This window comes from Nocardia sienata NBRC 100364, from assembly GCF_001613205.1.
Lineage (GTDB): Bacteria > Actinomycetota > Actinomycetes > Mycobacteriales > Mycobacteriaceae > Nocardia > Nocardia sienata.
In genome coordinates, this window is record NZ_BDBX01000052.1 from 39,888 (window position 1) to 59,129 (window position 19,242).

18 protein-coding genes are annotated in these 19,242 nt (G+C 67.0%); 9 read left to right on the forward strand and 9 right to left on the reverse strand.

The window, feature by feature from the left end; translation table 11 throughout:
- The first annotated feature begins 303 nt into the window (after positions 1-303).
- On the forward strand, positions 304-1,686 hold the full coding sequence (dnaB, locus tag NS4_RS25425; RefSeq protein WP_039827429.1) for a replicative DNA helicase: 1,383 nt from the start codon (positions 304-306) through the stop codon (positions 1,684-1,686).
- Between the two features lie 112 nt (positions 1,687-1,798).
- Here the strand turns inward: dnaB and NS4_RS25430 are convergent, their stop codons facing one another.
- The 7 genes from NS4_RS25430 to NS4_RS25460 all read right to left on the reverse strand — a co-directional run bounded on the left by NS4_RS25430 (position 1,799) and on the right by NS4_RS25460 (position 9,025).
- Positions 1,799-2,464, reverse strand: coding sequence for a DUF6461 domain-containing protein (locus NS4_RS25430; protein ID WP_063062048.1), 666 nt, complete (start codon positions 2,462-2,464; stop codon positions 1,799-1,801).
- Between the two features lie 238 nt (positions 2,465-2,702).
- Complete coding sequence (locus NS4_RS25435) at positions 2,703-2,972, reverse strand: metal-sensitive transcriptional regulator (protein ID WP_063062049.1); 270 nt, start codon at positions 2,970-2,972, stop codon at positions 2,703-2,705.
- A 64-nt stretch (positions 2,973-3,036) separates the two neighbouring features.
- Complete coding sequence (locus tag NS4_RS25440; RefSeq protein WP_084487704.1) at positions 3,037-5,172, reverse strand: MMPL family transporter; 2,136 nt, start codon at positions 5,170-5,172, stop codon at positions 3,037-3,039.
- A 278-nt stretch (positions 5,173-5,450) separates the two neighbouring features.
- The gene (locus NS4_RS25445) at positions 5,451-6,827 is read right to left on the reverse strand and encodes an MDR family MFS transporter (RefSeq protein ID WP_245665708.1); all 1,377 of its coding nucleotides are present in this window, start codon (positions 6,825-6,827) and stop codon (positions 5,451-5,453) included.
- Entirely contained in the window at positions 6,824-7,948 is a 1,125-nt protein-coding gene (locus NS4_RS25450; RefSeq protein WP_084487705.1) for a PLP-dependent cysteine synthase family protein, read from the reverse strand. The genes NS4_RS25445 and NS4_RS25450 overlap by 4 nt, the downstream gene beginning before the upstream one ends.
- A gap of 101 nt (positions 7,949-8,049) precedes the next feature.
- A complete protein-coding gene (gene lpqS / locus NS4_RS25455) occupies positions 8,050-8,652 on the reverse strand; it encodes a putative copper homeostasis (lipo)protein LpqS (protein WP_157106234.1) in 603 nt (200 codons plus the stop codon).
- Positions 8,653-8,818: 166 nt separating this feature from the next.
- On the reverse strand, positions 8,819-9,025 hold the full coding sequence (locus tag NS4_RS25460) for a heavy-metal-associated domain-containing protein (protein ID WP_063062023.1): 207 nt from the start codon (positions 9,023-9,025) through the stop codon (positions 8,819-8,821).
- 258 nt (positions 9,026-9,283) lie between these two features.
- Here NS4_RS25460 and NS4_RS25465 point away from each other — a divergent pair, with 258 nt between their 5' ends.
- From NS4_RS25465 to NS4_RS25475, 3 genes are all read left to right on the forward strand, one after another.
- Positions 9,284-9,505: a heavy-metal-associated domain-containing protein gene (locus NS4_RS25465; RefSeq protein WP_063062024.1), complete on the forward strand. Its 222-nt coding sequence runs from the start codon at positions 9,284-9,286 to the stop codon at positions 9,503-9,505.
- Positions 9,506-9,733: 228 nt separating this feature from the next.
- Positions 9,734-11,983 carry a heavy metal translocating P-type ATPase gene (locus tag NS4_RS25470; RefSeq protein ID WP_063062025.1) on the forward strand — a complete coding sequence of 750 codons (2,250 nt, stop codon included), beginning with the start codon at positions 9,734-9,736 and terminating at the stop codon, positions 11,981-11,983.
- Between the two features lie 232 nt (positions 11,984-12,215).
- Positions 12,216-12,896, forward strand: coding sequence for a class I SAM-dependent methyltransferase (locus tag NS4_RS25475; RefSeq protein WP_245665710.1), 681 nt, complete (start codon positions 12,216-12,218; stop codon positions 12,894-12,896).
- A gap of 420 nt (positions 12,897-13,316) precedes the next feature.
- On the opposite strand, the gene NS4_RS25485 is transcribed toward NS4_RS25475, so the two are convergent.
- A complete protein-coding gene (locus NS4_RS25485) occupies positions 13,317-13,757 on the reverse strand; it encodes an Lrp/AsnC family transcriptional regulator (protein WP_218020407.1) in 441 nt (146 codons plus the stop codon).
- 79 nt (positions 13,758-13,836) lie between these two features.
- On the opposite strand from NS4_RS25485, the gene NS4_RS25490 reads away from it, so the two are divergent.
- The 4 genes from NS4_RS25490 to NS4_RS25505 all read left to right on the forward strand — a co-directional run bounded on the left by NS4_RS25490 (position 13,837) and on the right by NS4_RS25505 (position 17,445).
- Positions 13,837-14,580, forward strand: a complete 744-nt coding sequence (locus NS4_RS25490) for an AzlC family ABC transporter permease (RefSeq protein WP_218020406.1) — start codon at positions 13,837-13,839, stop codon at positions 14,578-14,580.
- Positions 14,573-14,896: a branched-chain amino acid transporter permease gene (locus tag NS4_RS25495; protein WP_063062029.1), complete on the forward strand. Its 324-nt coding sequence runs from the start codon at positions 14,573-14,575 to the stop codon at positions 14,894-14,896. Before NS4_RS25490 ends, NS4_RS25495 begins: the two co-directional genes overlap by 8 nt.
- Before the next feature lie 276 nt (positions 14,897-15,172).
- Positions 15,173-16,378: a cytochrome P450 family protein gene (locus tag NS4_RS25500; protein WP_063062030.1), complete on the forward strand. Its 1,206-nt coding sequence runs from the start codon at positions 15,173-15,175 to the stop codon at positions 16,376-16,378.
- 98 nt (positions 16,379-16,476) lie between these two features.
- Entirely contained in the window at positions 16,477-17,445 is a 969-nt protein-coding gene (locus NS4_RS25505; protein WP_063062031.1) for a helix-turn-helix domain-containing protein, read from the forward strand.
- Positions 17,446-17,583: 138 nt separating this feature from the next.
- Here the strand turns inward: NS4_RS25505 and NS4_RS25510 are convergent, their stop codons facing one another.
- Entirely contained in the window at positions 17,584-18,141 is a 558-nt protein-coding gene (locus NS4_RS25510; protein ID WP_063062032.1) for a sugar O-acetyltransferase, read from the reverse strand.
- Positions 18,142-18,435: 294 nt separating this feature from the next.
- Here NS4_RS25510 and NS4_RS25520 point away from each other — a divergent pair, with 294 nt between their 5' ends.
- Positions 18,436-19,158, forward strand: a complete 723-nt coding sequence (locus tag NS4_RS25520; RefSeq protein WP_063062034.1) for a hypothetical protein — start codon at positions 18,436-18,438, stop codon at positions 19,156-19,158.
- Positions 19,159-19,242: the final 84 nt, after the last annotated feature.

The following is a 19,242-nucleotide window of genomic DNA, read 5'->3' on the forward strand; positions in this document are numbered from 1 at the left end:
GACCTGCGTTTTCCCCAAGTTGTCCACAAGTTGTGCACAACTTGAGGTGAACTATCCCCAGGTTATCCACAGGTCTGTGCACAGGCGTGGTTGGCATGTGGATAGAACCTCGCCTAGGTTCATCGCAGCACCATGTGCGGCACCCCGCCACGATGCGGTGGTTCGGACCTATCTGGGTGATAGCTGGTACGTCTGACCACTGGTCACCGGCGCCCCGGCCTCTCGGCGAACTTGTCGGACCCGTGGGGTAGAACCGGTCGTCGAAGGGTGCGTCCGGTCAGAATGAGAGGACGGTCGAGTCGGATGGCAGTCGTCGATGACCGCGGGCACACGGACTTCCCGCCGGAGCCCCCCGGCGAGGATTTCGGGCGCCAGCCGCCACACGATATGGCGGCCGAACAGTCGGTACTCGGCGGCATGCTGCTCAGCAAGGACGCCATTGCGGACGTGGTCGAGGTTCTGCGTTCCGGTGATTTCTACCGGCCCGCCCATCAAGCCGTATACGACGCCATCCTCGATCTCTACGGACGTGGCGAACCCGCCGACCCGGTCACCGTCGCCGCCGGACTCGATCGCAGCGGTGAACTGAAGCGAATCGGCGGTGCCCCCTACCTGGTCACCCTGACCCAGACCGTTCCCACCGCGGCGAACGCCGGTTTCTACGCCGAGATCGTGGCCGAGAAGGCGATCCTGCGCCGACTGGTGGAAGCCGGCACCCGCATCGTGCAGTACGGCTACGCGGGCGCCGACGGGCAAGATGTCGCCGAGGTGGTCGACCGCGCCCAGGCGGAGGTCTACGAGGTCACCGAACGCCGGACTTCCGAGGATTTCCTCCCACTGGAAGAACTCCTCCAGCCCACCATGGACGAGATCGACTCCATCGCCTCCCGCGGCGGTATCTCCCTCGGCGTGCCGACCGGATTCTCCGAACTCGACGAACTCACCAACGGCCTGCACCCCGGTCAGATGATCATCGTCGCGGCGAGACCTGGGGTGGGCAAATCGACTTTGGGAATGGATTTCATGCGCAGTGCCTCGATTCGGCACGGGCTGGCGAGCGTTATCTTCTCGCTGGAGATGAGCCGGACCGAGATCGTGATGCGCCTGCTGTCGGCCGAGGCGAAGATCAAGCTCGGGGATATGCGGTCCGGGCGGATGAGCGACGACGACTGGACGAAGCTCGCCCGGCGGATGAGCGAGATCAGCGAAGCGCCGCTGTTCGTGGACGATTCGCCGAACCTCACCATGATGGAGATCCGCGCCAAGGCGCGGCGGCTGAAACAGCGTCACGATCTGAAATTGGTTGTGGTGGACTATCTCCAGCTGATGACCTCCGGTAAGAAGGTCGAATCACGTCAGCAGGAGGTATCGGATTTCTCGCGGAATCTGAAGCTGCTGGCCAAGGAACTGGAAGTTCCCGTTGTCGCCATCAGTCAGCTCAACCGTGGTCCGGAACAGCGCACCGACAAGCGTCCGCAAGTCTCTGACCTGCGCGAATCGGGTTCGCTGGAACAGGACGCGGACATGGTTATCCTGCTGCACCGGCCGGATGCGTTCGAACGCGACGACCCGCGCGGTGGTGAAGCGGACCTCATCGTCGGCAAGCACCGTAACGGGCCCACGGCGACGATCACCGTCGCCCACCAGCTACATCTGTCGCGCTTCGTCGATATGGCCCGCGGCTGAGCGCCGCTGTAGGGTCTCGAAACTCGTGACGGAATCTCAGAATGAGTGGCGGTGACGTGGCGGATCCGCCATGGCTCTGAGAACCGTACTCGTCCCTGCGACTACTGGACGATCACCTGTACGCGACGGGTCCGATGAGCATCGCACGATCGAGCACTTCCGGTATGAACCGCACCTGGGTGAGCTTCGCGGCCAAGGCGAAAGCTCTCGGCAAGGCAGCGAAGTAGTCGTCGTAGCCGTCATCCCCGTCATCCCAGTCATGCGCGTCGTCCCGTATGTCCAGCGTCATGCCGAGTTCCCGCATCAACCCATTGAGCCGGTCGGGCTCGGAGCCGTATCGAATGTGGGGGCACTCCAAGGGTTTGTAGCCCGTGACAAGCGTGCCGTCGATCGCGTACGCGAAGCTGTCTTCGGCGTAGGCGTGCCGAGTGATGGCCAGTACCTCACAATCACGCGACAATTCGGCCAGAACATCGGGGAGCGTGGCCATCCACCCGAACGGCTCGATGGCCACGCTCCACTCACCGGCCTGCACGACACCCACGTTGCCTCCCCCGGATCCTCCGTCGGTTCTGAAGGAGAACTCGCTGGCCTGCTTTATAAGCCCATCGAAGCTCGATTCCTGGCCGTGGTCCTCGCCGCGGCTGAAGCGGCACACCACCTCCGACGGGTCGAGCCCGCGGAAGAAGGCTACGGTGAAGATCTCGCCCAGCCAGCGGTCATCGCCGTTGTGATCGATGAGCCACTGGAATGGGGCCAACGGGTAGGAAGTCGCCATACCGTGCATGATGGTGGGGGTTACCGACAATCGGCGGCCTCGTTTCTTCCTTCGCCAGAGGTCAATTCGGGCCCCCGCGCTCATTACGGCTTTGCCTTGGCGTAGAGGCTGACGGCCCGTTCCCGTTCTGTCGAGGTCGGCCAACCAGCACATGCCATGAATTTTGAGACCCTACAGCCGCGGGGGAGGGTCGCAAACCTTTTCTCGAGCCGGCCGCCGCCCCGCACTGCTCGCGGGATCAGGCCAAGGTGAGGAACAGTTTTTCCAATTCGTCGACGGTCATCGGGTCGGTGTCGCCGTCGTCTTGTCGCTCGAGGCATTCGCGCAGGCCGGTGGCGACGATCTTGAAGCCGGCCCGGTCGAGGGCGCGTGACACCGCCGCCAGCTGGGTGACGACGTCCTTGCAGTCGCGTCCCGCCTCGATCATCGCGATCACGCCGGCAAGCTGGCCGTGGGCGCGGCGCAACCGGTTGAGTACTGGTGCGATGCTGTTCTCGTCGCCGATCATCGTGTTCTCCTTCTCGGTCACCTTCCGAATATACCCCCCGGGGTATCAGGCCTTTGGTTCGCCATCACTGATGGGAGAAGTTGATGGTCGGGAGCACTGTGCGGACCCATCGGGGCGACCACCAGGCGGCGTGGCCGGTCAGCCGCAGCAGCACCGGTAGCAGGACGAGCCGGACCACGATGGCGTCGAGCAGTACGGCGACACCGAGGATGATGCCCATCTCCTTCGGTGGCAGGGGTTGGGCCAGGGCGAAGGTGAAGAAGACCGCGACCATGACGGCGGCCGCCGCGAAGATCACTCGCCCGGAGTGGGCCAGCCCGTCGACATGGGCGGTTTTGGGATCCTTGGAGTGCTCGTAGTGCTCCTTCGCGGTGGCCAGGAGGAACACGGTGTAGTCCATGGCGATCGCGAAGATCATCGCGAAGAAGAACACCGGCCCCCATCCGTCGAGGAACCCTTGCGGGGTGAATCCGAGCAGGCCCGCACCGTGACCGTCCTGGAAGATCAGCTTCGCCACACCGAAGGCCGCCGCGGTGGACAGCAGACTGACCAGGGTGCCCAGTGCGGCGATCAGTGGGGCTCGCAAGGCGACCAGCAGGAGTACGAAGCCCAGCGCGAGAATGACTCCGACGATGATCGGCAGATAGTGGTCCAGGGCACCCTGTAGATCGAGATTCTCCGCGGGCGCGCCACCGACCAGCGCCTGCTCCGGAAGACGATCGCGCAGTCCGTCGAGGATCGTGCCCATCTGCCCGTCGGAGGGGTCGACCGTGGGCAATGCCTGCATCATCACCAGACCGGAACCGTCACCGGCGGGCCGGTCGGGTGTGACCATCGCGATACCGTCGCCGGCGGCGGCGATACGCGCGGTCTCGGCGGCGTCGCCGGCCGGGGCGATGATCTGCAACGCTCCGGGCGCGCCGGGGCCCAGCTGTCGCTGCACCAGTTCGTAGCCCTGCCGCACCGGCGCGTCGGCGGGCACGACCTGGATCGAGGGCATCGCGACCTTCAGTCCCAGCACCGGAAGCGCCAGCCCGATCAGGACTGTGAGTGCGCCGATCGCGAACGGCCACGGGTGCGCGTGCAGTAGTTCGCCCCACCGCGCGAACCGCGGCGAGCGATGCTCCTGCCGTTTGGCATACGGCAGTGCCGCGGCGTTGATCCTGCCCCCGAGCGAACCGAGAGCTGCGGGCAGCAGGGTGAGCGTGGCCGCGAGGACGAAGACCACCGCCAGCATGATGCCCACCGCCATGGTGCGTACCGCGGGCGCCGGAACGAGTAGGACAGCCGACAGACTCACCAGCACGGTCAGCCCGGACAGTAGGACAGCCTTGCCGGCGGTGTCCATGGTCTCGGCCACGGCGGCACGAACACTGCCGGCTCTGATCAGCGCGTCGCGGAAACGGGCGACGATGAACAGGGCGTAGTCGATACCCAGGGCGAGGGCGAACATCATCGCGAAATTCATCGCCCACACCGAGATGGGTGTGATCTGGTTCAACAGCACCAGCCCACCCGCGGATGCCACCAGGCCGGCGACGGTCAGCAGCAGCGGCAGGCCCGCCGCGACCAGGGACCCGAATGCCAACACCATGATCCCCAGCGTCACCGGCCAGGAGAACAATTCGGCCTTGATCATCGCGTCGTGGTTGGCCTGGTTGAAATCGCTCCACAGCGCGGATGCCCCGGTCGGATAGACCTCGACCCCCTCGCCCGACAGTGCCGTCAGTGCCTGCTCGCGCTCGTCGACCGCGCGGACCATATCGTCGGTGGAGGCGTTCGCGCCCGCTATGAGGATGCCCGTGTGTCCGTCCGGACTGATCGTCATCCCGGGCTGTGGGGGCACCACTTTGCCGAAGCGGCTGTCACCGGCGAATTCGGCGGTCACCCCGTCGAGTACGCGCTGTACCGCCGGACTGTCGACGGTCTCGGTGTCGGAATGCACCACCACCTGCACGGCCGCTGAGGAGTTTCCGCCGAAGTGCCGCTGGGCCAACTCTCGCACCTGCACCGACTCCGACCCGTTGGCCTGCCATCCGGCGCCGGCAAGGGAGGTGAACACACTCGGCGCCGCCGAGCCCAGCGCGACCAGCACGATCAACCACACGCCGAACACCCAGCGCGTGTGCCCGGCCATGGTCGCACCCAGGCGCGACAGCGGCCCACCCGCTGTTCGGCCGCGGGCTCTCCGGTCGGTCATCGTCTCTGTCACTGCTTGCCTCCGCCTTCACGGGCCGTTCGCTGAGTCGGCACAAGGTTTATACCCCCGGGGGTATCTTCCTCGATTGACAATACCCCCTGGGGTATATACGTCAAGATGTCGATGCGCTGGCCGGTGGGCGTCGGCTCTATCGGTGGCCGGGCGCATCTCGCCACCGCTGGAGCCCCTCGTGCGCTGCTGTTCACGTACGGCATTCACCTTCGGATCGGCCGCGTACGCGAAGCCGGTCGGGGTGAGGTGTGGCGGGTCCGCTAGGTTCAGCGTCGCGTTGTCCGCGCCGGTTCGCCTTCCTGATGATCGACGCCGGCGGGCAGGTGCTGGGTGGCTGTCCTGTCCGGCTGGGTGGCTTCCAGGCCGGAAGGGCGGGCTTGGGTGGTGGTGGGGTGTATGTCCTGCTCGCCGTCAGCCTGTACCTGCGGGTGTGATCGGTCGAGTCGGTGTAGTGCGAAGGCCGACAGTGCGCCGATGAGGCCGAGTCCGGCCCATACCGCCCAGTCCGCGCCGGCGGCTCGGGTGGCGCCGACGACGGCGCCGGTGGCGAGGTTGCCGGCCAGGATGCCGATGCCGACGATCGTGTTGTAGAAGCCGTAGTGGGTGGCGACCAGTTTCCCGCCGGCGAATGAGACGACGGTGTCCATTTCGAAGGGGAACACCGCGGCGGTGCCGACCGCGAGCACTGCCGTGGACAGCAGTAGCGCGGCAACGGCGGCCGCGACGCCGAATCGCCCGGGTCCGGGCACTGCGAGTAGCGGCAGGAACGCTGCGGCGAGGAGCGTCATTCCCACAGCGAGACTGCGTCCGGTTCCCCAGCGTGCTCGCAACCATTCGGTGATCCGCAGCTGTCCGGCTACGGTGACGACTCCGGAGACCACGAACAGCGCCGAGACCAGCACCTGGGAGTGGATACCTGCCAGGTACTCGGCCTGTAGCGGCAGGGCCAGATACACCTGGAACGACAGCACATATGAGCCGATCATCGTCAGCGAGAACCATAGGAAGCGGCGGTTGGCCGCGACCACGCGCCAATCCTGTAGCACCGAAGTCTGTTCCGCGGCGTTGCGGTCGCGGCGGGCCGGGAGGGCGAACAGTTGTGCCACGGTCAGGCCCGCGAACACCACCGCTGCGGCCGCGGCGGTGACGCGGAAGTCGAGGAACATCAGTGTCAGGCCCACCAGCGGCCCGGCCAGTATGCCGGCCTGGTAGAAGATGTTGAACACCGCGAACGCTTCGACGCGACGTTCGCCGGTATCGGCCGCCAGATAGGCGCGCACGGCCGGGTTGAACAATGCGCTGGCGAACCCGGTTGCGACGGAGGCGACCAGCAGCCACGGCAGGGAAGTCGCGAACACCAGCAACGCGAAGCCACCGGTACGCAGCAGACAGCCCGCGACGATCAACGGTTTGTAGCCGAGCCGGTCGGCCAGCGTGCCGCCGATGAGGAACATGCCCTGCTGAGAGAAATTACGGACACCGAGTACCAGCCCGACCGCCCACGCGGCCAGCCCCAGCGGCCCGGCGAGATAGCCGGCCAGGTATGGCATCAGCATGTAGAAGCCGAGGTTGATGCCGAACTGGTTGATCATCAGCAGCCGCGCGGCCGGATCGAAGCTGCGGAAGCTCCTCGGTACGGTCACGATGCGCCCTCTCCTGCCCGGTTCATGGCGTGCGGGTCGATGACGGTGGTGCAGCGCGTCCACGAGTCCACCACCCGCTGGCCCGGGTGCGCGATCACCTCGGGTTCGATCGGCGGGGCGGCATCGAGCAGTCCGTGCTCGCGGCAATAGTCGTCGTTGTAGACGGTGTCGAAATAGCGTTCTGGACCATCCGGGAACACTGCCGCGATCCGGGTGCCGGCAGGGAGGGTGCGCGCGGCCCACCCGGCGACCAGCGCGACGGCCCCCACGCTCCAGCCGCCGGTCGCGTAATGGGTACCGGCCAGTGCGCGGCAGGCCCAGACCGCTTCTGCCGGTGCCACCCAGTGCACTTCGTGGAAGGCGGGGTAGTCGACGTTGCGGGGGAAGATGCTGGAGCCGAGGCCGCGCATGACGCGCGGGCCGGCGGGCTGGCCGAAGATCGTGGAGGCGACCGTGTCCACGCCGATCAGCTTCAGGTCGGGATTGAATCGGCGCAGTACTCGCGCCACGCCGGCCGAGTGACCGCCGGTGCCGACCGCGCACACCAGCACATCGACTTCGCCCAGCTGTTGCGTCAACTCCAGGCCCAGGAATTCGTAGCTGTCGACATTATCGGGGTTGTTGTACTGGTCGGGGCACCACGCGCCGGGCTCGGCGGCCAGGAGTTCGGTGACACGGTCGCGGCGGGCCTGCTGCCAGCCCCCGGTGGGGTGCGGCTCGGCCACCACCTCGACGCGTGCGCCGTAGGAGGCGAGCATGCGCTCCACGATCGGTTCCAGCCCCGGATCGGTGACCACGGTGACCGGATGATGGAACACCGCGCCCGCCAGCGCCAACCCCAGGCCCAGCGTGCCGCTGGTGGATTCGATGATGCGGGCCCCCGGTGCCAGATCACCGCGCTGTTTCGCGCGCCGGACCATGTGCAGGGCGGGTCGATCCTTGATCCCGCCGGGGTTGAACCCCTCCAATTTCGCCCAGAATCCGCGGCCGGTGGGCGCCAGCGGCGCACCCACCCACAGAACCGGGGTATTGCCGACCAGCGAACTCGACTCCCGCACCGGAGCAGGCGGGGTGAGCACAGCCGCAGACGCAGCGGACTTGCCGGACACGACGTTGTTCATGATCGTCGCTTTCTGTATCCGAACCGCCACCCAGGGCGGTTGAGACGGTGAGCAGGCAGCGAACACCGGCCGACGGCACACGACGGCCTGGCGCTGACCTGTCAGCGTCGGGAGATACAGAAATTCGTGAGAATGGCTTGCCCGGTCAACGCGGGTACACCGGTACCCGGCGGCCCGCGGATCCCCTGGGCGCCGCCGGCGAACATCACCGTCACCGTAGCCGCGGCGACCACACCGATCAGCACCATCCACAGCAACGGCGCCACGGTCGCGCCACCAGAGGGCATCAGCGCCTTCTCGACACAGAAAATCATGTGCTGATCACCGTCGTGACCGACGGGACCACTCATGGTCTGCAGATGCTCGGCCTGCGCGCTACCGACCGACAGCGCGGCCACCGTGTCAGAGCTGTGGGCGTGCGCGTGCTCGTCGACCCGGTCCACGGTGCAGTGCATGATCGGGACGACCAGCAGCACCGCCATCAGCAGCAGTGCCACCGAGGTGCGTCGTAGACGGGAGGATGCGTTCATCCCAGGTGGCGCACCGGCGTCGCCGCGTCGGACACCGTCTGCGCGTCCGCGCGCTACAGCGGCATGTGCGAACATCCCGCTCACCTGCACCACCTCCTTGTCTTCATTGTTCTCGCCGCGGCGCCGGAACGGCGACGCGACACCGCTACGGTCGCGACACAACGTAGTTGTCATCGCGGTTCTCCCTCACGATCCTGTGACCGGTCCGCCGGTGGCGCCGACCACGGAAGACACGAACGGGCGCAGGGCGCCTTATCGGCGCGCCGATAAGGCGGGGAGGACCGGGCGGTGCGCCGAGGACCGGGCCCTGGGGTTACGACTGTGTCCAGGGTCCGGTACTTCAGGTGACGACTCGATAGCCGGCGGCCTCCACAGCATTACTGATGGCATCGGGGTCGACGGTGTCACCGGATTCGACGGTGACACGGCCGGTGGCCGGATCGGCCTCGACGCCGGTGACACCGTCGAGGGCGCCGACTTCGGCGCGGACCTTGGAAGCGCAACCGCCGCAGGTCATTCCCGCGACGGTGATGATCGAGGTGCTCATATCAGTTCCTGTCGATCGAGTAAGGGCCCGCGGGTCCATCCGGATTCGTGGTCACCGGCCGCGGGAGGAGCACTTCCATCTATACCGTACCCCCCTTGGGTACACAAGCGGTGTGGCATTTTTCTTGCTGGACAGGGGATTGCACCGGCGGGCGCAGTTCTGGGTGCGCCGAATCCAGCGGCTTGACTTCATACCCCTGGGGGGTATTATCGGTTCAGTTCGACGGCGGGAAACCGTTACAACAGCAAGGAGAAACAGATGAGCACCGCAACCACCACCACCACCACCGTCACGGTTACCGGCATGACCTGCGGGCACTGCGTCTCCTCGGTACGCGAGGAAGTCGGCAGGATCGACGGTGTCACCTCGGTCGATGTCGAACTCGCCAGCGGACTGGTCACGATCGCCAGCACAGCTCCTGTCGAGCGCGAGGCGATCGCGGCAGCTGTCGACGAAGCCGGCTATCAGCTGGCCGACTGATCCCGATGAGTACCTCCAGCAAGTTCGCCGGGTTCGCACTCGGCCTCGCGGCGGTTTCGGGACGGCCGTCGTCCTCGGCGCGGCATTCGGCCCGACCCTCGACCCGCACGACGCCCGCCCCGCTGAACGCGCCACCCCCGACGGGCCCCTCACCGGCCGGCTACCCGGTGAACAGACCGGCCACGGTCACTGACCACCGAGTTCGAGCATCACAGAACGGAGCACCCCATGACCACCGTGACACAATCATCGCCTCCCGGGCGGGTCGAACTGGTGATCGGTGGCATGACCTGCGCATCCTGCGCCAACCGCATCGAAAAGAAACTCAACAAACTCGACGGCGTCACCGCCACGGTGAACTACGCGACCGAGAAGGCGCGCGTGGACTACACCGGCGATATCGCGCCCCAGGACCTGATCAGTGTCGTCGAGCAGGCCGGCTACACCGCCGCCCTACCGCAACCCCCGGCCGCCGAGACCGTGGAGGTCACCGAAGCGGACCCGACCGCATCGCTGCGGAGCAGACTGCTGATCTCGCTGGCACTGACCGTGCCGGTGATCGCCATGGCGATGATCCCGGCCTTGCAGTTGGCCAACTGGCAGTGGCTGTCGCTCACCTTGGCCGCGCCGGTGGTGGTGTGGGGTGCGTTGCCCTTCCACCGGGCGGCCTGGACCAACCTGCGCCACGGCACCGCCACCATGGACACCCTGGTATCCATCGGCACACTGGCCGCGTTCGGGTGGTCGGTATATGCCCTGTTCTGGGGCACGGCGGGCACCCCGGGAATGACCCACCCGTTCGAATTCACCATCGCCAGAATGGACGGCACCGGCAGCATCTACCTCGAAGCCGCGGCCGGAGTCACCACCTTCATCCTCGCCGGCCGCTACTTCGAAGCCCGCTCCAAGCGCCGGGCCGGCGCGGCGCTGCGCGCCCTGCTCGAACTCGGCGCCAAGGAAGTCTCGGTGCTGCGCGGCGGCAGCGAGGAGCGCATCCCGGTCGACGCGCTGACCGTCGGCGACCGATTCGTGGTGCGCCCCGGGGAGAAGGTCGCCACCGACGGCGTAGTGGTCGAGGGGTCCTCGGCCGTGGACGCCTCCATGCTGACCGGGGAATCCGTGCCGGTCGAGGTCGGCGTCGACGACACGGTCGTCGGTGCCACCGTCAACGTCGGTGGCCGGATCGTGGTGCGTGCCGCCAAAATCGGTGCGGATACCCAACTCGCGCAGATGGCGAAGCTGGTAGAAGACGCCCAAACCGGAAAAGCGCAGGCGCAGCGGCTGGCCGACAAGATCTCCGGGATCTTCGTACCGATCGTCATCGCCCTCGCAGTGGCCACGCTCGGATTCTGGCTCGGCACCGGCGGTTCGGTCGCGGCGGCGTTCACCGCGGCGGTGGCGGTACTGATCATCGCCTGCCCGTGCGCCCTGGGGCTGGCGACCCCGACCGCGCTGATGGTCGGCACCGGCCGTGGCGCCCAGCTCGGAGTCCTGATCAAGGGACCGGAGGTGCTGGAATCGACCCGGCGCATCGATACCGTGGTGCTGGACAAGACCGGCACTGTCACCACCGGCAAGATGACCCTGCTCGATGTCGTCGTCGCCGACGGCGAATCCGCCGACCGGGTTCTGGAGCTGGCCGGCGCGCTGGAGGACTCCTCGGAGCACCCGATCGCCGCGGCCATCGCCAAAGGCGCACGCGACCGAGGAGGTGAGCTGCCACCGGTCGAAGACTTCGCCAACGTGGCCGGGCTCGGCGTGCAGGGTGTCGTCGACGGGCATGCGGTGGTCGTCGGCCGGACCCGGCTGCTGCGGGACTGGTCACTGCACCTGGACACCGAGCTCGAGCAGGCGATGCGGGCGGCGGAGGCCGAAGGCAGGACCGCGGTCGCGGTCGGCTGGGACGGCGCAGCACGCGGTGTGCTGGTCGTGGCCGACGCGGTGAAACCCACCTCCGCCGAAGCGGTCTCGCAACTACGGGCGCTCGGCTTGACCCCGATCATGCTGACCGGCGACAACCAAGCCGCCGCCCGCTCGATCGCCGCCCAGGTCGGAATCGACGAAGTGATCGCCGAGGTCATGCCGCAGGACAAAGTGGCCGTCGTGACCAGGCTGCAGAACGAAGGCAAGATCGTGGCGATGGTCGGCGACGGCGTCAACGACGCCGCCGCACTGGCCCAAGCCGACCTCGGCCTGGCCATGGGCACCGGCACCGATGTCGCCATCGAGGCCGCCGACCTGACCCTGGTCCGCGGCGACCTGCGCGCCGCCGCCGACGCCATCCGCCTCGCCCGCCGCACCCTCGGAACCATCAAGGGCAACCTGTTCTGGGCATTCGCCTACAACGTGGCCGCCATCCCGCTGGCCATGGCCGGCCTGCTCAACCCGATGCTCGCCGGCGCGGCCATGGCGTTCTCCTCGGTGTTCGTGGTCAGCAACAGTCTGCGACTGCGTCGATTCCGCTCCACCGCGCAGTAGCAACCCACCCGACGGTCCCGTTCGGCTACCCCGAGCCACACGCTCGGGGTAGCCGGGCAATGTGACCGCCGGCCCTGGATGAAGGACTCGAACGCCCAGTGGCAGCACCGGGATCCGCGGCAACTCCGGGTGCCGGACGGACCTACCGGAAAAGAACGCCGAACCGGAGATGTGCTCCGGAGGCGAGCTATGTTGGCCCTGTCCGGTCCCCGTCGAATGAGGTGAATGTGTTGTGAAAACGCCGATAGCAGGACGCCTGTGGGATGTGATAGGCACCCAGCTCGGACGACCGGACGGCATGATCGGACGGCTCGTCGGCCGCATACTCAACCGCGGCAACCGCGCCACCGTGGCGGCGGCCGTCGCCGCCGCAGACCCGGCCCACGGCGCCACGGTCGTCGATATCGGCTTCGGAGGCGGAGTCGGTCTCGGCCTGCTGTTGGACCGAGTCGGCGCCACCGGCACCGTGCACGGCGTGGAGGTCTCACCCACCATGATCGACCAGGCACGCCGCCACTACCGCAACGAGATCGCCAACAACCGGCTGCAACTGCACAACGCCGCCATGCACGACCTGCCCCTCACCTCGGCAACGGTGGACGCAGTGATCAGCACCAACACCGTGTACTTCATCGAGGACCTCACCACAGCATTCACCGAAGTGGCCCGTGTCCTGCGTCCCTCGGGGCGCCTGGTACTGGGTGTCGGCGACCCGACGGCGATGGCGCGGATGCCCTTCACCGAAAACCGCTTCCGGCTCCGCCCGATCGCGGAAGTCACCGGCCACCTCGCCGCGGCGGGCTTGACCGTCGTCGGCGAGGAACGACTCACCGACGAAGGTGCAGTCGAATTTCATGTACTGACCTGCAAAAAGAAGGAGTCGTATCCGCCCTCTGCCGCACCCGGGGCCTAGGCGACGGGCGCTGTCACGACGTGCGCGAAAGGCTGCACCACTGCGCAGTCTCGCCCGATGGCTACCAGGAAGAGCAGCAATGAACACCATGGGATCAGCGGCTATTGATCGCTCGAGCGACGCCTCGGAAAGCCCATTGCCGAATGCTCCTGCGCACCCTGCCTCGCATCGGCATCGCCGGAAGTGCCGTCGCGGACCCGAAACGCGGGAACAAGGTCGTGGCGTTGGTTCGCTCGATGGCACGGCGGTCGGCGTCGGAGAGGGGGTACTCGTCGAGTCCGCCATTGAAATACAGCACCGCGGGGTCGGGGGCGAAGGGCCGGTCACTGCCGTAGAGCAATCCTCATGTCTCGGTCACGAGCGCGTTGGCTTCCGGGCAGTCGGTGGCGAGCCGGCTCGCCCGGCGACCGCGGGCCCGGTTCAGTCGTCGGTCTTGATTTTCTTCATGATCAGGTGGGAATCCACCCGGGCGACTGCTCGCAGACCCATGAGCTTGCCGGTCAAAAAGGTTTCGAAGATCTCGCGGTCGGCTACCGCGACACGGACGAAGTAATCGGGGCGGCCGAAGAGACGGTGGAATTCGACGACCTCGTCGTAGGAGGCGATGGCCTTCTCGAATTCCTCGACGGTTTGCAGGTCGTTGATGCTGATCTCGACCGCGACGACGACTTCGAACCCGCGGCCGGTCGCGGCCGGATCGATCCGGGCCCGGTAGCCGCTGATGATCCCGGCATCCTCCAGCCGCTTCACCCGGCGCAGGCAGGGTGGCGGGGTCAGGCCCACGCGTTTGGCCAGTTCGACATTGGTCAGGCGACCGTCGCGGCGTAGATGGAACAAAATATCTCGATCAACAGAATCCAGCTGCATTCATGTCTCCCAATCGTTGATCGGAGGTATCTTCGGAAACCATATTACGTGGTTAAACACATAAAATGTCCCGGTGAAGAGTTCGACGCAGACCGCAGTTTCCGATATTCCGGGTCTGCCGGGCCGCGAAGCTACGCCGTCGGATCTCCGGGCAGCGCTGGCCGACTCCGGTTCGGTGGGCCTGGCCCTGTTCCCGCTCGGCCTGGCTCTCGGGGTGTTGGTGGTGCATTCCCAGCTGGCCTGGTGGTGGGCACCGGTATTCGCCGGAGTGGTCTATGCCGGTTCGCTGGAATTCCTGCTCATCGGGCTGGTCACCGCTGCTACGCCCTTGGCACAGGTGGCGCTGACCGCGTTCCTGGTCAACTTCCGCCACGTTTTCTATGCGCTGTCCTTTCCGCTGCACCGGGTCCGCGGCCGGTGGGCCAAGGGGTACGCGACCTTCGCGCTGACCGACGAGGCCTACGCGCTGACCACCGGCGCGTCGGCGCGGGAGTGGAGCGGCCGCCGCATTCTCTGGCTGCAGGTGCTGTGTCAGGGCTACTGGGTCGCGGGCGCCACCATGGGCGCTGCCGGCGCGGCGCTGCTGCCGGTGCAGCTCGACGGCCTCGACTTCGCCCTGACCGCGCTGTTCGTCGTACTCGCGGTCGACGCCCACCGCGCCGAGCGCGATATCCCGGCCCCGGTCATCGCGCTGGTCTGTGCACTGGTCGCCCGGATCCTGCTACCGGGGCAGATGCTGCCCGTCGCGCTGGGGCTTTTCACCGCCGCCCTGCTGATCCGTCGATCCTTCACCAGTAGAGAGCTGACTCGTGCCTGATATCGGATACCTGATCGCTGCCGTCACGGTGTGCACCGTGATCACCTGGTCGCTGCGCGCCCTACCCTTCGCAGTGCTGGCCCCACTGCGGACCAGTACCACCGTCGAGTACCTGAGCCGGCACATGCCGGTCGGTGTCATGGTGATCCTCGCCGGGTACACCCTGCGCGACATCACCACCGCCCAACTCGCCGTCACCGGGCCGGCCCTCGTCGCCACTCTTGCCCTCCACCTCTGGCGCCGCAATGCCGTGCTCAGCGTCCTGACCGGCACTGCCCTGCATGTGGCACTGACGACTCTGCTCGCCCACACCTGAGATCGTCCGGCGCGGGCACGCCCAGGCGCCGGCAGCTGCACGAGCTGCCGAAAGTATTCGCTCCAGGAACAATCGCTGCTCTTCGGTGAGCACGGTGAGACGGTGGCCGGCCGAACGACTCGCCGTACCTTTGGGTCTTTCGATCCCACACCGCCGAATTTCGCTGCGCGGCAGAGATTGCCGCTCGAGTCGATCGGCTGCTTCCAACTGGATCACACTCTTCGAGCACGCGTCGATCGCGCGCGTACAGAGGCCGATCACAGCACGGAGTCCTGCATGACCGAGTCACTCATCCAGCTGCCCACCGCTGGAGAACCAGTTGTCGACACTTTCGACCGGATGATCCGGACCGGGCCCATCGTGCCCTACGAACTGCCCGGTGGAGTCCGGGCCTGGATGGCGGTCAGCCACCAGGCGGTCGGTGAGATCCTCGCCGGTGACGGCACTCTGTTCAGTCACAGCGCGAAGAACTGTCCCGCGATGCACGACGGCACTGTTCCGGCCGACTGGCCGTTACGGGTCCTGACCGACGCCGATCACCTGCTCAACAAGGACGGCGCCGATCATATGCGGATGCGCCGGGCCATCGCGCGTGCCTTCACTCCCGCCCGGGTCGCCCAACTCGAACCGCGTATCCAGCAGCTGGCCGACGACCTGATCGACAAATTCGCCGACCGGCCGGAAGTCGATCTCGTCGAGCACTTCACCATGCCGCTGCCCGTCGCGGTGATCTGCGAGCTGTTCGGCGTACCGGTTGGCGACCGAGGAAAGTTCCGGGACTGGACGTCTACCCTGATTTCGCACGCCAGCACCGGTGAGCAGACCCGGACCGCCATGCAGGAAATGGTCGGCTATCTGACCGGGTTGGTCGCGGACAAGCACAACGACCCGGGGGACGACCTCACCTCGGATCTGGTGCAGGCCCAGCCCGACCACGGAATCGCCGATGCCGAACTGGTCGAAATGCTGTGGATCATCATCGTGGCCGGACACGAGACCACGATGCACCTGCTCGGAAACGCGGTCGTGGCCCTCTACACCTTTCCCGATCAGCTCGCGGCGGCCATGGACGGGGGTCGCTGGGCCGACGTCGTGGAGGAGACATTGCGCTACCGGAACGCGGCCTGCGCCATGTTCAACCGGTATGCCCTGCGGGATGTTCGGATCGCCGGTGTGGACATCCCCCGGGGGGCGATCGTCGGCTGGTACGCGGGAGTCGGACGCGACCCGCGGAAATACTCGAATGCCGATGTCTTCGATATCGATCGCGACGATATCGATCAGCTGGGCTTCGGCCGCGGTCCGCACTTCTGCCTCGGCGCACACCTGGCCCGGCTGGAGTCCCGGATCGCGCTGGCCACCCTGTTCGGTCGGTTCCCGCGGATGCGCCTCGCCTGTGATCCGGCGGAGGTCCGCTACGCGCCGCAGTTCATGACCAATGGTCCGCTCCGCGTGCCGGTGCAGCTCGGATCCCGCGACTGAGCGAGCGTCGAGCCGGCAGCGGGAAGCTGTCAGAATTCTGTCGGACCGTCCCCGAGCGGATAGGCGGAGATGAGTATCAGACCGGCAGAGCCACCGCTATGCGGTATTCCCAGCTGACCGTCGCGAGCGCGGCGGAATGGACCGAGGTGACCGACCATTTCCTGAAGGCGGACCACCTCTACCGTGATCCGGCCGACTGGTGGGCTCGGATCACGGTTCAAGAATCCCCGAGTTACACCTTGCTGCGCTCCCAGCAGCGCGGTGACCACCTGATGCACCGCAACCGTTCGCATATCCGGCACGGTCCGAGCGACTACTGCTGGATGGTGTTGCCGAGACGCGGCGAATGGCTCATCCAGCAGCAGGACCGGCTCACCAGGGTGGCGGCCCATCGCGGATTCGTTCTCGAACTGGACCGAGTCTGCCGGGTGCTGTTGCCCGGTTCGACGGCCTACGCGCTGCTCCTGCCCCGTGCGCGGCTGGAGCGCCGGCTGCCCGCCCCCGAAGTGCGGACGTCGCTGGATATGTCGACGGGTCTCGGCCGCGTCGTGCAGAGCATGCTCGGCGCCACCCTTGCCGCACAGTCGGAACTGTCGACACCGGAGTTCGACGCCGTCTGTGACCGGGTCACCGAACTGCTGTGCCTGATGCTCGCCGGTGACCTGGGGCCACAGCAGGCCCACCTGACCGAGACCGTGGATGCCATCAGGGCATTCGTCCGAGAGAACATCGGGTCCGGCGATGTACGGTTGCCCGCTGTCGCACGTGCGTTGGGCTGGTCACCGCGTCAGTTGGGTTCGGTACTGCACCGGACCGGTATCACCTACCGGGAGTTGCGGCGCAGCGAAGCGTTGCGTATCGCACGCGATCTGCTGGCGCATCCGGGAGAACAGTCCATCGCGGAGATCGCCGCGCGGTGCGGGTTCACCAACACCGGGTTCTCGACGGCTTTCAAATCCGAATACGGGGAGACGCCGAGAGATTTCCGGCAGCGCCGCCGCGCCGGTGGGTTCGCCGTGGCGCAACGGACCCTGGAGGATGGATCCGAGGACGACCGGCCGAGGTAATGACCCGGTCGCGACCGGGTACCGGTGGTGTCGAACCGGCCGATCGCAGCACCGGGTAACGGCACCGGTGCCGAGTGGGAGCTACAGCAGGTTCCGGAGAACGTGGCCATGGAGGACCGAGCGTCCGGTCGACGCCTGCTACAGATCCCGGATGACGCGGCAGGGGTTGCCGGCGGCGAAGACGCGGGGCGGGATATCGCGGGTTACCACGCTGCCCGCGCCGATCACCGAGTTCTCGCCGATGGTGACTCCAGGACAGACGATGACGCCGCCGCCCAGCCAGGTGTTGTCGCCGATGGTGATGGGTGCGGCGGATTCCCAGCCGGCCCGCCGGAGTTCGTGGTCCGCCATGGGGTGCAGCGGGGTGAGGATCTGGGCGCGGGGGCCGATCGCTACATCGTTTCCGATGGTGACCGGGGCGCAGTCGAGGATCACGGTGTCGTAGTTGAGGAAGGTGTTGCTGCCGATTCTGGTCAGGTAACCGTAGTCGCAACGGAAGGGCGGCATGATCACCGTGCCGGCACCACACTCGCCCAGCAGCTTGCCGAGGATTTCCTGCCGTTCGGTCTCGGCTTCGGGGGCGGTGTCGTTGTAGCGGGCGGTCAGTGCGTGACAGGCGCGGCGTTCCGCGACGAGTTCCGGGTCGTTGCCGCGATAGAGATCGCCGCGCAGCATACGTTCCTTATCGGTCGCCATGGACTCGATACTGCCGGATCGGCGTGGCGCGTGTGGCGAACGTGCGGTCGTGTGCCGACCGGTCGGCGGTGGCCGTGCGAGGGAAGGGCTGTGCGATGGACGGGCCGGGCGGCTGCGCGGGCCGGATCTCGGCGAAGCACCCGCGCGCGGTGCTGTGTTGTCCGCGGCGCCGCACGGTCACGCGTGGCGTACCGGAGCGGCGCAGTGGCGGACGATCCGATGTCGGGGTAGGTGTTTTCCCAGCTCACGGACGTAAGCTTGGGGTGTAGCGTCCGCTCGTCGAGGAGGACGGCAATGGTCGAGAGTCCGCGAGCGATCGCCGGCACCGAGCCGGCACTGCCCGCGGGTGCGGACGCGGAGCGGTTCGCCGGGTACGGAGTGATGGGTCAGCCGTTCGCCAGTGGCCATTACCTGGCGTTCCGGCATTTCGCGGCCAGCTCGGTGGGGCCCGGATACGAATCGGTCTGGCACCGGAACCCGGACCGGGAATGGGTCATCTACAGCAATGTCGCGCCGGAGAGCAGTTGTGTGCGGTATTACGGTGCCGCGCTCGTGGACGCGCGGGTCGCGGATATCTCGGTGACCTGGACGGGGCCCTTCGCGCTGACGGTGACGGTGCCCGGCACGCTGGTCTGGGATATCGAGTTGGGGCGGTCGCCGGCGACGACGGCGATGACGGCGCTGGGCGGCGTGCTGCCCGCGGCGCTGTGGCGGAACCCCACGGTGCTGTCGGTCATGTCGCGGGTGGCGGGTCCGGCGCTCGGTGTGGGGCGGGTGCGGCTGCGCGGCACCACCCCGAACGGGCAATGGTTCCGGTTGAATCCGCGGATGCTGTGGACGGTCGAGCGCACGGTGGCCCGGATCGACGGCGTCGATATCGGCCCGGCCGGGCCGTTGGCCGAGCAGACGGCGCTCGGTGACTTCCGGTTACCGCAACGCGGCATGTTCGCGGTGGGCCAGGCGTATTTCGAGCGGTACGACGCGGCGCGGCACGCGGCGGGGGCGCCGGGCACCTGAGGGCAGGCCCGGCCGAGGTTCGTCCGGTCGGCCGCACGATGGAGTGCGTTGCCGCTCCGGACCGATGAAACGGCAGTGGGAGCC

Excerpts from the sequence above, each read along its gene's own strand:
- dnaB (WP_039827429.1), top strand. The coding sequence starts at position 304 with ATGGCAGTCGTCGATGACCGCGGGCACACGGACTTCCCGCCGGAGCCC.
- NS4_RS25430 (WP_063062048.1), bottom strand. The coding sequence starts at position 2,464 with ATGGCGACTTCCTACCCGTTGGCCCCATTCCAGTGGCTCATCGATCAC.
- NS4_RS25435 (WP_063062049.1), bottom strand. The coding sequence starts at position 2,972 with ATGATCGGCGACGAGAACAGCATCGCACCAGTACTCAACCGGTTGCGC.
- NS4_RS25440 (WP_084487704.1), bottom strand. The coding sequence starts at position 5,172 with ATGACCGACCGGAGAGCCCGCGGCCGAACAGCGGGTGGGCCGCTGTCG.
- NS4_RS25450 (WP_084487705.1), bottom strand. The coding sequence starts at position 7,948 with ATGAACAACGTCGTGTCCGGCAAGTCCGCTGCGTCTGCGGCTGTGCTC.
- lpqS (WP_157106234.1), bottom strand. The coding sequence starts at position 8,652 with ATGACAACTACGTTGTGTCGCGACCGTAGCGGTGTCGCGTCGCCGTTC.
- NS4_RS25460 (WP_063062023.1), bottom strand. The coding sequence starts at position 9,025 with ATGAGCACCTCGATCATCACCGTCGCGGGAATGACCTGCGGCGGTTGC.
- NS4_RS25465 (WP_063062024.1), top strand. The coding sequence starts at position 9,284 with ATGAGCACCGCAACCACCACCACCACCACCGTCACGGTTACCGGCATG.
- NS4_RS25470 (WP_063062025.1), top strand. The coding sequence starts at position 9,734 with ATGACCACCGTGACACAATCATCGCCTCCCGGGCGGGTCGAACTGGTG.
- NS4_RS25500 (WP_063062030.1), top strand. The coding sequence starts at position 15,173 with ATGACCGAGTCACTCATCCAGCTGCCCACCGCTGGAGAACCAGTTGTC.
- NS4_RS25505 (WP_063062031.1), top strand. The coding sequence starts at position 16,477 with ATGCGGTATTCCCAGCTGACCGTCGCGAGCGCGGCGGAATGGACCGAG.
- NS4_RS25510 (WP_063062032.1), bottom strand. The coding sequence starts at position 18,141 with ATGGCGACCGATAAGGAACGTATGCTGCGCGGCGATCTCTATCGCGGC.
- NS4_RS25520 (WP_063062034.1), top strand. The coding sequence starts at position 18,436 with ATGGTCGAGAGTCCGCGAGCGATCGCCGGCACCGAGCCGGCACTGCCC.